16 protein-coding genes are annotated in these 12,485 nt (G+C 60.5%); 12 read left to right on the top strand and 4 right to left on the bottom strand.

Annotated features, from left to right (window positions below; translation table 11 throughout):
- Positions 1-87: 87 nt before the first annotated feature.
- A complete protein-coding gene (locus HMPREF3147_RS07770; protein ID WP_070446570.1) occupies positions 88-873 on the top strand; it encodes a formate/nitrite transporter family protein in 786 nt (261 codons plus the stop codon).
- Here HMPREF3147_RS07770 and fdhD read toward each other — a convergent pair.
- Together fdhD and HMPREF3147_RS07760 are read right to left on the bottom strand one after the other, a co-directional pair.
- Positions 842-1,693, bottom strand: a complete 852-nt coding sequence (gene fdhD, locus HMPREF3147_RS07765) for a formate dehydrogenase accessory sulfurtransferase FdhD (protein WP_010189575.1) — start codon at positions 1,691-1,693, stop codon at positions 842-844. The two genes, HMPREF3147_RS07770 and fdhD, sit on opposite strands and share 32 nt — an antisense overlap.
- Complete coding sequence (locus tag HMPREF3147_RS07760; RefSeq protein ID WP_010189574.1) at positions 1,690-1,938, bottom strand: DUF6457 domain-containing protein; 249 nt, start codon at positions 1,936-1,938, stop codon at positions 1,690-1,692. Before HMPREF3147_RS07760 ends, fdhD begins: the two co-directional genes overlap by 4 nt.
- A gap of 311 nt (positions 1,939-2,249) precedes the next feature.
- On the opposite strand from HMPREF3147_RS07760, the gene rpsH reads away from it, so the two are divergent.
- From rpsH to rplO, 6 genes are read left to right on the top strand one after another with little or no spacing between them, the layout of a single operon-like run.
- Positions 2,250-2,633 carry a 30S ribosomal protein S8 gene (gene rpsH, locus HMPREF3147_RS07755; RefSeq protein ID WP_010189573.1) on the top strand — a complete coding sequence of 128 codons (384 nt, stop codon included), beginning with the start codon at positions 2,250-2,252 and terminating at the stop codon, positions 2,631-2,633.
- 14 nt (positions 2,634-2,647) lie between these two features.
- On the top strand, positions 2,648-3,184 hold the full coding sequence (gene rplF / locus HMPREF3147_RS07750; RefSeq protein WP_070446568.1) for a 50S ribosomal protein L6: 537 nt from the start codon (positions 2,648-2,650) through the stop codon (positions 3,182-3,184).
- 3 nt (positions 3,185-3,187) lie between these two features.
- Positions 3,188-3,589 (top strand): 50S ribosomal protein L18, encoded by a 402-nt coding sequence (gene rplR / locus HMPREF3147_RS07745; RefSeq protein ID WP_046648465.1) that lies wholly within the window; start codon positions 3,188-3,190, stop codon positions 3,587-3,589.
- Positions 3,590-3,629: 40 nt separating this feature from the next.
- Positions 3,630-4,256, top strand: a complete 627-nt coding sequence (gene rpsE / locus HMPREF3147_RS07740) for a 30S ribosomal protein S5 (RefSeq protein ID WP_010189568.1) — start codon at positions 3,630-3,632, stop codon at positions 4,254-4,256.
- Between the two features lie 3 nt (positions 4,257-4,259).
- Entirely contained in the window at positions 4,260-4,445 is a 186-nt protein-coding gene (gene rpmD, locus HMPREF3147_RS07735) for a 50S ribosomal protein L30 (protein WP_010189565.1), read from the top strand.
- 3 nt (positions 4,446-4,448) lie between these two features.
- On the top strand, positions 4,449-4,898 hold the full coding sequence (gene rplO, locus HMPREF3147_RS07730) for a 50S ribosomal protein L15 (RefSeq protein ID WP_010189563.1): 450 nt from the start codon (positions 4,449-4,451) through the stop codon (positions 4,896-4,898).
- Between the two features lie 252 nt (positions 4,899-5,150).
- Here rplO and HMPREF3147_RS07725 read toward each other — a convergent pair whose 3' ends face one another.
- Entirely contained in the window at positions 5,151-6,632 is a 1,482-nt protein-coding gene (locus HMPREF3147_RS07725) for an FAD-binding oxidoreductase (RefSeq protein WP_070446566.1), read from the bottom strand.
- Positions 6,633-6,649: 17 nt separating this feature from the next.
- Positions 6,650-7,957 (bottom strand): class I SAM-dependent methyltransferase, encoded by a 1,308-nt coding sequence (locus HMPREF3147_RS07720; protein WP_070446564.1) that lies wholly within the window; start codon positions 7,955-7,957, stop codon positions 6,650-6,652.
- Positions 7,958-8,337: 380 nt separating this feature from the next.
- On the opposite strand from HMPREF3147_RS07720, the gene secY reads away from it, so the two are divergent.
- The 5 genes from secY (at position 8,338) to infA (ending at position 12,304) form a co-directional block, all read left to right on the top strand.
- On the top strand, positions 8,338-9,663 hold the full coding sequence (gene secY, locus HMPREF3147_RS07715) for a preprotein translocase subunit SecY (protein ID WP_070446562.1): 1,326 nt from the start codon (positions 8,338-8,340) through the stop codon (positions 9,661-9,663).
- A complete protein-coding gene (locus HMPREF3147_RS07710) occupies positions 9,663-10,208 on the top strand; it encodes an adenylate kinase (RefSeq protein WP_070446560.1) in 546 nt (181 codons plus the stop codon). The genes secY and HMPREF3147_RS07710 overlap by 1 nt, the downstream gene beginning before the upstream one ends.
- A gap of 15 nt (positions 10,209-10,223) precedes the next feature.
- Positions 10,224-11,018 carry a type I methionyl aminopeptidase gene (map, locus tag HMPREF3147_RS07705; protein ID WP_070446558.1) on the top strand — a complete coding sequence of 265 codons (795 nt, stop codon included), beginning with the start codon at positions 10,224-10,226 and terminating at the stop codon, positions 11,016-11,018.
- 52 nt (positions 11,019-11,070) lie between these two features.
- On the top strand, positions 11,071-11,862 hold the full coding sequence (locus tag HMPREF3147_RS07700; RefSeq protein ID WP_070446556.1) for a L,D-transpeptidase: 792 nt from the start codon (positions 11,071-11,073) through the stop codon (positions 11,860-11,862).
- A 223-nt stretch (positions 11,863-12,085) separates the two neighbouring features.
- Positions 12,086-12,304 carry a translation initiation factor IF-1 gene (gene infA, locus HMPREF3147_RS07695; RefSeq protein ID WP_003854422.1) on the top strand — a complete coding sequence of 73 codons (219 nt, stop codon included), beginning with the start codon at positions 12,086-12,088 and terminating at the stop codon, positions 12,302-12,304.
- Positions 12,305-12,485: the final 181 nt, after the last annotated feature.

Here is a 12,485-nt window from a genome sequence, read left to right as displayed (position 1 = left end):
CCTGCAAGGAGGCCGGGGGTTTCGCGCGTCCTGACACGGAGTACGATATCGGGTGCCTTAACGTTTCTCGAGCCAGTGAGGTACTGGATGTCTCTCAACGAAGCCGCCGCCGTTGCGGTGAAGAAGAAGCTCACGCTTCTCGACGAATCCCTCGCCCGTTTCGCCGTGCGAGCTACCCTGGCGGGCGCGTACCTAGCCATCGGCACGGCATTCGCTGGCGTAGTGGGGATGGGTGTCGAAAAGCACGCGGCTGGCTTGGGCTCCTTGGTTTTCGCTGCGCTTTTCGGGCTCGGCCTGTTCGCCATTGTCATCTTGGGTGCTGATTTGGCCACCAGCAACATGATGTACATGGTCTACGGCGCGGTGAAGAAGCAGGTGGGGTGGGGAAAGGCGCTGTGGTTGCTCGTGGTGACCACGCTGTTTAACCTCGTCGGCGTAGTGATTTTTGCCGCCGCCATGTCGGTGTCCGCGAAGCTGGGAAACATGGACCCGGGTCACCTTATCGCCACGATGTCGGCGGGGAAGCTGGAGAAGACCCCGGGCGGTCTTTTCGTCGAGGCCGTCGTTGCCAACTTCGTGGTGAACATGGCGATCATCGGGGCGATGTCGGCCAAGGAGCTGGTGTCCAAATTCTTCGTCATCGTTCCCATTATCGCGTGCTTTGTGGGCTTAAGCCTTGAGCACGTCATCGCGAACTTCTGTCTGATGATGCTGACGGTCTTCTGTGCTAGCCCGCTGCCCGATGCCTTTAGCCTAGGCGCGGTGCTCACCAACTGGTCCATCGCGTGGATGGGAAACCTCATCGGCGGTGGCTTCCTCATGGGTGGGGTCTACGCGTGGCTTAACTCCGGCCCGGAAGCGTATCGCGACTAAGTTGACCCGAATAAAGGTTGAATCGGTCGCCGCGGGCAAAGCCGACGAGCGCCATGCCCGTCTCCCGGGCGGTTGTGACGGCTAGGGAGGAGGCTGCGGAGACCGCGACAAGCATGCCGAAGCCGGCCATCGCTGCTTTATTGACGAGTTCGAAGCTGGCGCGCGAGCTCATGACCAGAATGAGGTCACTGGCGGGCAGCTTTCCTTCCATGAGCAGGTTGCCGATGACCTTGTCGGCGGCGTTGTGCCGGCCTACGTCTTCGCGGACGACGACGGGTTCGCCGTCGAGAGTGAACGCGCCTGCGGCGTGGATGCCCCCAGTCTTGCGGAACTGCTTCTGCTCCCGCTTGAGGGCCTCGGGCAGCTTGGCGACGACCCCCGGATCCACCGGCACCTGTGGAATCTCGTAGCGTGACTGCTTCATGAGTGCCTCGATGGAGGAGGTGCCACACACGCCGCAGGCGGACGTGGTGGTGGTCAGACGCAGATCGGCGAGCGTGAGCGCGTGGGGGTTAGCCAGCTCCACGTCGAGCAGATTATAGGGATTGCGCCCATCCACCGAGGCGCCGGCGCAGTAGCGGGCCCCCCGGACGTCACTGACCTTCTCAATGTGTCCTTCGGAGTGGAGGAAACCATGTGCCAGCTCGACGTCGTGTCCCGGGGTGCGCATCGTCGTCGTTAGTGTTTGCCCGCCGACGCGGATCTCCAGCGGCTCCTCGCCGGCGACGGAATCGCCACGGGTATCGACTTGGGTGACGTGGCCGTTCTCATCGAGGCGCACCTTGGTCACAGCGAATGTGGCGTTGACGCGCCCGCTCATCGGTTGAGGGCCTCCTTCAAGGTGGCAATGTGTGCGCGGGCCTCATCGGTGTTCTTGGACGCGAGCCCCACCAGGTAAGCGGTTAGGGGAGCGGCGGGCCGGGACTGGGTATGCGCAACGTCTTTGGTCAGATCGAGAAGTTCTTTGATCAAAGCGGTGGCCTCCTCGGGAGAGGCGCCGATCAGCTCGGCAGCCTCCTTCAGCCACTGATGGGCGGTGCGGATCGGATCAGGTGTTTCGCTCATGGCTTCCTATGCTAACGCGTTTTGGAAAACTGCATGTCAGCGGGTAGAGTAATCCGACGGACTTGCATTTTTCCACTCCTGTTCCGCGAAAACAGTGCAGGAGGTGCGGAAACGTGCCAAGCCGGAAGAATTGAACACATCTACTTTGTTGTAGGCCCCTCGCCGTAGATAGCGGACCGTTGTCTGTATCAAAGGGTGGCGAGCGCCTCGTGGTATTGACCGCGGGGAGCGTGAGTAGCCCGAAATCACACGGAGAACGCTTTGGTGAGCTTTTGTGGGAACCGCAACGAGAAAGGTTAAAGGTCACTCATATGACTATGACTGATCCTATTGCCGACATGCTGTCGCGCGTGCGCAACGCATCTAATGCGCACCACGACGTCGTGTCGATGCCGACCTCCAAGCTCAAGGCGAACATCGCTGAGATCTTGAAGCAGGAAGGCTACATCGCTGACTACTCCGTCGAGGGCCACGAGCTGTCCCTCGAGCTTAAGTACAACAACCGTGAGCGTTCCCTCTCGGGTCTGCGTCGCGTGTCTAAGCCGGGTCTGCGTGTGTACGCAAAGTCCACCGAACTGCCGCAGGTTCTGGGCGGCCTGGGCGTGGCTATCATTTCCACGTCTCAGGGTCTGCTTACCGACCGTCAGGCTCAGGAGAAGGGTGTAGGCGGAGAAGTTCTCGCCTACGTCTGGTAAGGGAGGATTGACACATGTCTCGTATCGGTCTAGCACCTATCGCCGTCCCGAAGGGCGTCGACATCACCATCAATGGCCAGGTCGTCAACGTTAAGGGCTCCAAGGGCGCCCTCGAGGTTGAGCTACCGGAGCCGATCACCGCAGCCGTCGAGGATGACGAGATCAAGGTCTCCCGTCCGGATGACGACCGCAAGAACCGCGCCCTGCACGGTCTGGCCCGCTCCCTGGTCAACAACGCCGTTGTTGGCGTGACCGAGGGCTACACCAAGAAGATGGAAATCTTCGGTGTTGGTTACCGTGTCCAGCAGAAGGGTAAGGACCTGGAGTTCTCTCTGGGTTACTCCCACCCGATCCTCATCGAGGCTCCGGAGGGCATCACCTTCGCTGTGGATGGCGCAACCAAGCTCTCCGTATCTGGTATTGACAAGCAACTGGTTGGACAGGTCGCCGCGTACATCCGCCGCCTGCGTAAGGACGATCCTTACAAGGGCAAGGGTATTCGCTACGACGGCGAGCAGGTCCGCCGCAAGGTCGGAAAGACGGGTAAGTAAGCAATGGCTAACACTGAAAACGCAAAGCGCACCCCGGTTGGCAAGGACATTTCCTCGCGTCGTCGTGAAGCACGCGCGCGCCGCCACTTCCGCATCCGTAAGACCCTCCGCGGCACCCCTGAGGCGCCGCGTCTGGTCGTTCACCGCTCCTCCCGCCACATGCACGTTCAGGTCATCGACGACCTGGCTGGCCACACCCTGGCTGCCGCTTCCTCCATGGAAGCCGACGTGCGTGCACTCGAGGGCGATAAGAAGGCCAAGGCTGCCAAGGTAGGCCAGCTCATCGCTGAGCGCGCCAAGGCCGCTGGCATCGAGCAGGTCGTCTTCGACCGTGCAGGCTACAAGTACCACGGCCGCGTTGCTGCGCTGGCCGACGCCGCTCGCGAAGGTGGTCTGCAGTTCTAATGATTAAGGCATACGGAAACATCAACGGAAGGAACGCCTAATGTCGGACCGTGAACAGCGTGACGGCGGACGCTCCGCCGAGAACAACAACGACCGCAAGGGTCGCAACAACGGCCGTCGTAACGACCGCCGCAACCACCAGGACAACGAGCGCGATAAGTACATCGAGCGCGTTGTGACCATCAACCGCGTCGCTAAGACCGTTAAGGGTGGCCGCAACATGTCCTTCACCGCTCTCGTCGTCGTCGGCGACGGCCAGGGCATGGTGGGCGTCGGCTACGGCAAGGCCAAGGAAGTCCCGGCCGCAATCCAGAAGGGTGCAGAAGAGGCTCGCAAGAACTTCTTCCGCGTCCCGATGATTGCTGGCACCATTACCCACCCGGTTGAGGGTCGCGACGCAGCTGGCATCGTGATGATGAAGCCGGCCGCTCCGGGTACCGGTGTCATCGCCGGCGGTGCTGCTCGTCCGGTGCTTGAGTGCGCTGGCGTGCAGGACATTCTGTCGAAGTCCCTGGGCTCCGACAACGCTCTCAACGTCGTCCGCGCTACCGTGGACGGCCTCAAGCAGCTGGTTCGCCCTGAGGAAGTTGCCGCACGTCGTGGCAAGTCCCTCGAGGAGGTCGCACCGGCCCAGATGCTGCGCAAGCGCGCAGGTCAGGAGGCATAAGCAATGGCTCTGAAGATTACTCAGGTAAAGGGCCTTGTGGGCACCAAGCCGAACCACCGCGCAAACATGGAGTCGCTTGGTCTCAAGCGCATCGGACACTCTGTTGTGAAGCAGGACACCCCGATTATCCGCGGTATGGTTCACAAGGTGCGTCACCTGGTCACCGTCGAAGAAGTGGCAGGGGAGTAAACCATGGCTGATATCATCAAGCTCCACGACCTGCGCCCGGCCGCAGGATCCAACAAGCCCAAGACCCGCGTCGGCCGCGGTGAGGCATCCAAGGGTAAGACCGCTGGTCGCGGTACCAAGGGCACCGGAGCTCGTAAGCAGGTACCAGCTGCTTTCGAGGGTGGCCAGATGCCGATCCACATGCGTCTGCCGAAGCTCAAGGGCTTCAAGAACCCGAACCACGTTGAGTACCAGGTAGTCAACGTTGCTGACCTCGCAGAGGCTTTCGCTAACGGTGGCGACGTCACCGTTGCGGACATCGTTGCTGCTGGCTTGGTTCGCAAGAACCAGCCGGTCAAGGTTCTGGGCAACGGTGAGATCAACGTTAAGTTGAACGTCACCGCTGACAAGTTCTCCAAGTCTGCTGTTGAGAAGATCGAGGCTGCTGGCGGCACCGCCACCGCAACCAAGTAATTCTCTTACAGGCTCTGTGAGAGCCATAGCCCTCCCGCGGCGCCACCTTTCGGTGGCCTTCGGGAGGGCTTCTGGCGCTTTCGGGGCAGCCCTGGGCGCAGAAGGCATGAGTACCTTTTGAGGGGTGCCTTATGGCTTGCGTGTTATGTATTGACCTGGGGGTTTACGTGGAGAGTGCCGCAAAAGGCATCTCTCAAAAGGTATTAATGCCTTTTGGGAGAAACCGTATGGCATGAAATTTATGCGGCGCCGTTAGGCCTCGTTGACCGTCTTCTCGTAGAGGCCGGGGAAGCGGCCATCCGGATCGGTGACGGCCTTGATGCGCTCCGGCAGGTCGCCGCCATAAAGCTCCGCGAATTGCTCAGGCGAATAGAAGGCTTCGGAATATAATGACTTGTGCCCGCCTAGCTCGCTCACCTTGTCCTCGATGACGCGATTGAAGGCGCCATTGCCTGGAGCAGAGGGGTCGACGTGATTGCCCTCCACGCCTGACCAAAAGCCCACGTTGATCCAGGTCTGGCCCGGGCGCAGGGGGTACAGCGGCCACGGAGCTGGGGAATCAGCGGCCAGCGTGCCCGCGTCAACGAGGTCTTCGACGCCCTCGCGCAGCCGAATCGGGCACAGCCACACTGGTTGGATGTCGGAGGCTTGGAAAAACCAATCCAAGAACTCCGGCAAATTGTCCGGTGTGACCTCGATGTCCTGCACCACGCGCTCGGCGCGGGGCAGGCCCTTCGGCTTCTTGATGAAGTTGTACTCCAGCTCGTATTTGCGGTCTAGGCGCACGAGCTTCCAGTAGAAGGAACTGCGGCGCAGCTGCCGCGGCCACACCTTGCGCACGCGCGGATTCTGCGCCCCGAAAGCGCGCGAACACCAGAACCAGTCCGTGTCCCAGCGCCAGATATAGTCGCGCACCGTGAGGCGGTCGCGCCGGATGCCGTTCGCATGCTGGAGGCTGCGGTAGAAGATCTTGTCGCGCGTGTAATCGGAGGTCGGCCCCGCCTCATCCGTAAAACGGGCCATGACGAGGTATGACTCCTCCGGCGAGAAGACCACGCCATCCAGGCCGTGCACTTCGACATCGTCATAGGTGTGGGGGCGGGAGACGTCGTCAAGCGTGCGTGCCAAAGACTCGAAGTCGTGAAAGCGTACCTCCCGCAGCTCCACATAGGGTTTGACCGCGCGCAGCTCAATCTTCAGGCGCACCGCATAGCCCAAGGAGCCATAGGAGTTGGGGAAAAGGCGGAAGAGATCGACGTTCTCCTCGCGCGAGCACGTGACAATATCCCCCGTGCCGGTCAGGATGTCCATCTCCAGGACGGATTCATGCGGCAGTCCATCGCGGAAGCTCGTGGACTCCACTCCCATCCCCGTCACGGCGCCGCCCAGGGTAATGGTCTTGAGCTGCGGCACCACAAAGGGCATAAGCCCATGCGGCAGGGTGGCGTCGACGAGGTCCTCGTAGGTGCACATGCCCTGGACCTCGGCGGTCTGTGCGATCGGATCGACCTCAATCACCCCATCCAGACCGGAGACGTCCAGCCCGGCTTGCTCACCGCTGCGCCCGCGGAAGAGGTTCGAGGTTTTCTTGGCCAAACGCACACGCTTATCCTTCGGCACCGCGTGGAAGCTACGCAGGAGCTTATCGACGCCCTCCCGGTGCGCCTTCCAGCCCACCGGCGGAATCTCTACTGCGTCAACGCTGCGGTGATTACGGATGAGATCGGTCAACATAAAACTCCCTTAAGTCTTTAGAAGCGCGAATCTTCCCACCAGCGGCGCTCTGGCACGCCGGCGCGGGAGCCGGCTTCGCCCAGTTTGACGCCCACGAAGTGGTACAGGTTGATGATGTTGTGCTCAAAGCCCCACTCGGAGCCGGCCATGTAGATGGCCCACAGGCGCGCGGTGGGCAGACCCACCAGCGAGCAGGCTTCCTCCCAATTCTCCTTGAGGTTCTCGCACCAATCATGCAGCGTGCGCATGTAGTCGAAGCGGAGGGATTCCGTGTGGACAACTTCGAATCCGACATCCTGCATGCACTTGGTGATGGTGCCGGAGCCGGAGAGCTCGCCGTCGGGGAAGATATAGCGGTCGATGAACCCACCCTTCGGCGTTTTATGGTTATCCGGGTAGGTGATGCAGTGGTTGAGCATCACACCACCTGGCTTGAGCTTTCCGTGGAGGAAGCTGAAGAAGCTGGGATAGTTCTTGACACCGATATGCTCGAGCAGCCCGATGGCGGAGATGGCATCGAAGCCTGCCTCGGTGACGTCGCGGTAATCCAGGAAGCGGATTTCCGCCAGGTCCTCGAGGCCCTCCTCCTTAATCTTGGCTTGGCCCCATTCAGCCTGTTCCTTGGACAAGGTCACACCGACTGACTTCACGCCGCGCTTAGCGGCGTAGCGCACCATCCCGCCCCAGCCACAGCCGACGTCCAGGTGGCGGTCGCCCTCCTTGAGGCGCAGCTTGTCGAAGATGAGCCGGTACTTGTTTTCCTGAGCCTCATCCAGCATGGCGTCGGGGGAGGGGTAGTAGGCGCAGGTATATGTCATCGAATCGCCGAGGAAGAGTTCGTAGAAGTCATTGCCCACGTCGTAGTGATCGGAGATGACGTCTGCATCGCGCTCCTTGGAATGCTTGGACAGGCCTTCGTGCAGCTTGCGGCGCAGCCAGGAAGCGCGCTCAACCTCTGGGACCGGCTGGATTTGGAAGGCACCCAGCGAGGCTAAGGAGCGGGCTACCCGGGCCAGTGCCTTGGCGTCCGGGCGGGAGAACTTGTCATACATCGCATGCAAGGCGTCGAAGATGCCATAGGGATGCGCTGGGTGTTCGCCTTCGACCGTGATGCCGTCGGTGACATAGGCGCGGGCGAACCCGACGTCCCCTGGGTGAGTAGCGATATAGGCCAAGCCCTGGAGGTTGTTAATCCTGACGGTGAACTGCGCATCGGCCGGGCCGGTAGAGGAACCGTCGAATGCCTCCCAGCGGAAGGGGTTGGGGCTGGGAACGAAGGTATCGATGATCTCAGCCACGGTCATTGGGGTGAATCGCTTACTCATAAAATTACATACTTCTTTCGGTTCAGTGTCTGGCAGATCAAGAACGGCCATACTCCGAGACACTCCAGGCGTCGCCGGAAAGGTCGAAAAGACGTAAAAATCTTGTAAGGACATTGCCTTAAAGCAACGGGGTCCATGGTAGGCCCGATCTGTAGAAGGCGCTAAGGGGGAAAACCATAGGGAGCCCAGCGGCGTGGCATGGGCGGGCTCAATGTGGCGAATGAGGCCGAGGCTGGTAGGGTGATGGGGTCAAAAGTGTTCAACCGTTCCTATGAGAGACCTTAAAAAGACTCTTAAAGTTTGGGAACAGATGAGATCCACCCCCGTGCGCGGCGAATTCGAACCGCATAGCAAGCGCGGTAGGCCAGGAGGATTTAGTAGTGTCCGCCATTCTGCAGGCTTTCAAAGATGCCGACCTGCGTAAGAAGATCATCTTCACGCTCGTGTTGATTATCCTCTACCGCGTTGGCGCACAGATCCCGTCGCCGGGCGTTGATTACGCCACCATCGCCGGCCGGCTTCGTGACCTCACGGAGGAAGCAGGCAACCTCTATTCGGTGATCAACCTGTTCTCCGGTGGTGCGCTCCTGCAGCTGTCCATCTTCGCCATCGGCATCATGCCGTACATTACGGCGTCGATTATCGTGCAGCTGCTGACCGTGGTCATTCCCCACTTCGAGCAGTTGAAGAAGGAGGGACAGTCCGGTCAGGCCAAAATGACGCAGTACACGCGCTACCTCACCCTGGCGTTGGCGCTGCTGCAGTCTTCGGGCATCGTGGCTCTGGCGGACCGCGAGCAGCTTCTAGGACAAGGTGTGCGCGTCCTGGCGGAGGACCGCAACTTCTTCACCCTCATCGTGCTCGTTATCACCATGACCTCCGGCGCCATCCTTGTGATGTGGATGGGTGAGCTGATTACTGAGAAGGGCATCGGCAACGGTATGTCGCTGATGATTTTCGCCGGTATTGCTACCCGCCTTCCTACCGACGGCGTTAACATCCTCCAGAACAATGGCGGCCTGGTCTTCGCCATGGTTCTTGCCGGGCTCATCTTCCTCGTCGTGGGCATTACCTTCATCGAGCAGGGCCAGCGCCGGATTCCGGTGCAATACGCCAAGCGCATGGTGGGCCGCCGCCAGTACGGTGGTTCCTCCACCTACCTGCCGCTTAAGGTCAACCAGGCCGGCGTTATCCCGGTCATTTTCGCTTCCTCGCTGATCTACATGCCGGTGCTCATCACCCAGATCGTTAACTCCGGTTCCGCGGGCGTGTCTGATAACTGGTGGCAGCGCAATGTCATCGCGCACTTGCAGTCGCCGAGCTCCTGGCAGTACATCGTCCTGTACTTCGTGCTCACCATCTTCTTCTCCTACTTCTACGTTTCGGTTCAATATGACCCGGCCGAGCAGGCTGAGAACATGAAGAAGTATGGTGGATTTATCCCGGGCATTCGCCCGGGCCGACCGACCGCCGAGTACCTAGGCTTTGTCATGAACCGTCTGTTGTTCGTCGGCTCGATCTACCTCGCGGTTATCGCCGTCTTGCCGAATATCCTCCTGGATCTTGGAATCGGCAGCGCTGGTGCCGCTGGTACCTCCGCTTTCGGTGGTACCGCCATCCTCATTATGGTCTCGGTGGCCCTGACCACGGTCAAGCAAATCGAGTCCCAGCTCCTACAATCCAACTACGAAGGACTGCTTAAGTAATGCGTTACGTACTCCTTGGCCCTCCCGGTGCCGGCAAGGGCACCCAAGCCGCTCTCCTCAGCGAGAAGCTCGGCGTTCCGCACATCTCCACCGGTGACCTCTTCCGCGCCAACATTGGTGAGGGCACCCCGCTCGGCGTAGAGGCCAAGTCCTACATTGATGCCGGCAAGCTGGTGCCGACCGACGTCACGGCTCGCATGGTGGAGGACCGCCTCAACCAGGATGACGCCAAGGACGGCTTCCTTCTCGACGGCTTCCCGCGCACCGTGGAGCAGGCCGACATCCTGGAGAAGCTACTCGCCGACAAGGGTCTGAAGCTCGATGGCGTCCTGAACTTTGAGGTATCCGAGGACGTCGTGGTCGAGCGCATGCTTGCTCGCGGCCGCGCGGACGACACAGAGGAAACCATTCGCACCCGCCTAGGTGTCTACCGCGAGGAGACCTTCCCGCTCATCGAGCACTACGGCGATGCCATCATCTCCATTAAGGCTGAAGGAAGCGTTGAGGAGATCAACGAGCGCACCCTTCAGGCTATGGGCAAGTAATCTGCCAACCTCGCCATGGCTTTTCGACGACGCACCAAGACCATTCCCGCCCGCACGCCGGGCGAGCTCGACGCCATGCAGGCGGCCGGAGAAGTTGTCGGCCGCGCTCTGCAAGCCGTGCGGGCCGCTGCGGCAGTGGGGGTGAGTACGCTCGAACTCGATGAAGTAGCCGAGCACACCATTCGGGATGCCGGCGCCGTGCCCACCTTCAAGGGCTATGGCGGCTTTCCGGGGTCTATTTGCGCCTCCGTCAATGACGTGATTGTCCATGGTATTCCTCACAAAGACCTTCTCCTGGCCGAGGGAGACCTCGTCTCCATCGACTGCGGTGCCACGCTAGACGGCTGGGTGGGGGATAGTGCGTGGACGTTTGGCGTCGGCAAGCTCAGCCCTGAGGCACAGGCGCTGAGCGACGCCACCGAATGGGTCCTACACGAAGGCCTCAAGGCCATGGTTCCCGGCAATCGGCTTACCGACGTCTCCGCAGCCCTCGAGCAGGCTACCTATCGCGCCGAGGATAAGTTCGGCGTGGAGCTATTCATCGTCGATGGCTACGGTGGCCACGGCATTGGCCGTGAAATGCACGAAGAGCCTTACCTGGCTAATGAAGGTAAGGCGGGACGTGGCCCGATTATTCAGGAGGGCTCCGTCCTCGCCATTGAGCCGATGCTGACCCTGGGTACCGAGGACAATGAAGTTCTCGACGATGATTGGACTGTCGTGACGCTCGACGGTTCACTATCTGCCCACTGGGAGCACACGGTGGCGGCCACGGAGAATGGTCCGCGCATCCTGACTCAGCGTTATTAAAACCTGTGTCCTGGGTAGGCATTTTGCCTAAGGAAGGTTTATACTTTTTGCCATGTCTAAGATTCGCTCCCTAGTTGGCGCCCGTTCCCTACGTCGCGCCACCGCAATTGGCCTGGTAACCGCCACTCTCTCGGTGGCTCCGGCCGCTAACGCACAGACGGTTCCTTCGATCGACACCCTGTCTTCCGATGTTCAGTCCCAGCTTGATGAGTTCGCTGGCCAGACCCGCGAGAACGCGTGGAATAGCCGCAACCAGATGCTGGAGACGCTCCAGAGCGTTAACCCGCAGGCGGCTGACGCCCTCCGCCCAGTTATCGATGGTGCCATCGAGCTGATCTTCCCGGGTCTGATTGACCAGAAGAATGCTGAGATCCGCGCCGCTCGCGAAGCTGAAGAGCGCGCCCACGCTGAGCAGATTGCCCGCGAGAAGGCTGCCGCTGAGGAAGCTGCCCGCAAGGCTGAGGCTGAGCGTCAGGCACAGCGCTTCGACGTTGGTCCTTGCCCGGCAGATGCACGCATCTGCGTGGATCGTGGTGGGAGCCGTACCTGGCTGCAGGATGGCAACGGCAACGTCACCTACGTCGCTCAGGGCATGTCTGTCGGCAAGCCGGGTGAGGAAACCCCGGCTGGTACCTTCTACATCAACCGCAAGATCAAGGACGAGATCTCCTGGGAGTTCGGCAACGCCCCGATGCCCTACGCCATGTACTTCACCAACAATGGCCACGCCTTCCATGAGGGTTCCCCGGCATACCAGTCCAATGGCTGCGTGCGCCTGACCCATCAGGATGCGGTGCGCTACTGGAATGATGTGCCGATGGGCTCGAAGGTCTTCATCTACTAAGACGTTGCGGTGAGCGAGTCACCGCTACATGGCATCAGCCTCCCGCACCATGTGGTGACGGGAGGTTTCTGTATTTGGAAAACCCGTTCTCGCAGCGTATGCTTTAGTGCTGGTGTCTGTATGCGGCCAAAGTGGTTGCTGGAGGCACCAGGCAGTAGACATCAAACATGCAGGTGGGGGCGTCGCCAAGCGTGGCACGCACTTCACCAGAAAAGTAGAGGTTATGGCTAAGGAAGGCGCAATCGAGGTTGAGGGTCGCATCGTCGAACCCCTGCCCAACGCAATGTTCCGCGTCGAACTCGACAACGGACACAAGGTACTCGCCCATATCTCGGGCAAGATGCGTCAGCACTACATCCGCATCCTCCCGGAGGACCGCGTTGTTGTGGAGCTGTCTCCTTATGACCTGACCCGCGGACGCATCGTCTACCGCTACAAGTAAAGACTGTAAGCCTCCTCACCCACGGGACGCACTAGCTGCGTCCTTTTTCACCTCAGGCTGCGATGGCCTGAGCCCACGCTGCTAAGCATGCCCACAGTACCCCGGCACGGTCCGGGGCGAAGCGTATGCGTGGCGGGGGACGGATGAGGAGAAAACCATCGTAACAACCCGAAAGGACTAG

It is taken from the genome of Corynebacterium sp. HMSC05D03 (assembly GCF_001807205.1).
GTDB lineage: Bacteria > Actinomycetota > Actinomycetes > Mycobacteriales > Mycobacteriaceae > Corynebacterium > Corynebacterium aurimucosum.
Note: the sequence above shows the minus strand (reverse complement) of the source record. Positions and strands in the feature narration are given on the sequence as shown.

Bases quoted from the DNA above. Each gene is read 5' to 3' on its own strand.
- rplR (WP_046648465.1), top strand. From the start codon at position 3,188: ATGGCTAACACTGAAAACGCAAAGCGCACCCCGGTTGGCAAGGACATT.
- rplO (WP_010189563.1), top strand. From the start codon at position 4,449: ATGGCTGATATCATCAAGCTCCACGACCTGCGCCCGGCCGCAGGATCC.
- fdhD (WP_010189575.1), bottom strand. From the start codon at position 1,693: ATGAGCGGGCGCGTCAACGCCACATTCGCTGTGACCAAGGTGCGCCTC.
- infA (WP_003854422.1), top strand. From the start codon at position 12,086: ATGGCTAAGGAAGGCGCAATCGAGGTTGAGGGTCGCATCGTCGAACCC.
- HMPREF3147_RS07725 (WP_070446566.1), bottom strand. From the start codon at position 6,632: ATGTTGACCGATCTCATCCGTAATCACCGCAGCGTTGACGCAGTAGAG.
- HMPREF3147_RS07770 (WP_070446570.1), top strand. From the start codon at position 88: ATGTCTCTCAACGAAGCCGCCGCCGTTGCGGTGAAGAAGAAGCTCACG.
- HMPREF3147_RS07760 (WP_010189574.1), bottom strand. From the start codon at position 1,938: ATGAGCGAAACACCTGATCCGATCCGCACCGCCCATCAGTGGCTGAAG.
- HMPREF3147_RS07720 (WP_070446564.1), bottom strand. From the start codon at position 7,957: ATGAGTAAGCGATTCACCCCAATGACCGTGGCTGAGATCATCGATACC.
- HMPREF3147_RS07710 (WP_070446560.1), top strand. From the start codon at position 9,663: ATGCGTTACGTACTCCTTGGCCCTCCCGGTGCCGGCAAGGGCACCCAA.
- rpmD (WP_010189565.1), top strand. From the start codon at position 4,260: ATGGCTCTGAAGATTACTCAGGTAAAGGGCCTTGTGGGCACCAAGCCG.
- rpsE (WP_010189568.1), top strand. From the start codon at position 3,630: ATGTCGGACCGTGAACAGCGTGACGGCGGACGCTCCGCCGAGAACAAC.
- rplF (WP_070446568.1), top strand. From the start codon at position 2,648: ATGTCTCGTATCGGTCTAGCACCTATCGCCGTCCCGAAGGGCGTCGAC.
- HMPREF3147_RS07700 (WP_070446556.1), top strand. From the start codon at position 11,071: ATGTCTAAGATTCGCTCCCTAGTTGGCGCCCGTTCCCTACGTCGCGCC.
- rpsH (WP_010189573.1), top strand. From the start codon at position 2,250: ATGACTATGACTGATCCTATTGCCGACATGCTGTCGCGCGTGCGCAAC.
- map (WP_070446558.1), top strand. From the start codon at position 10,224: ATGGCTTTTCGACGACGCACCAAGACCATTCCCGCCCGCACGCCGGGC.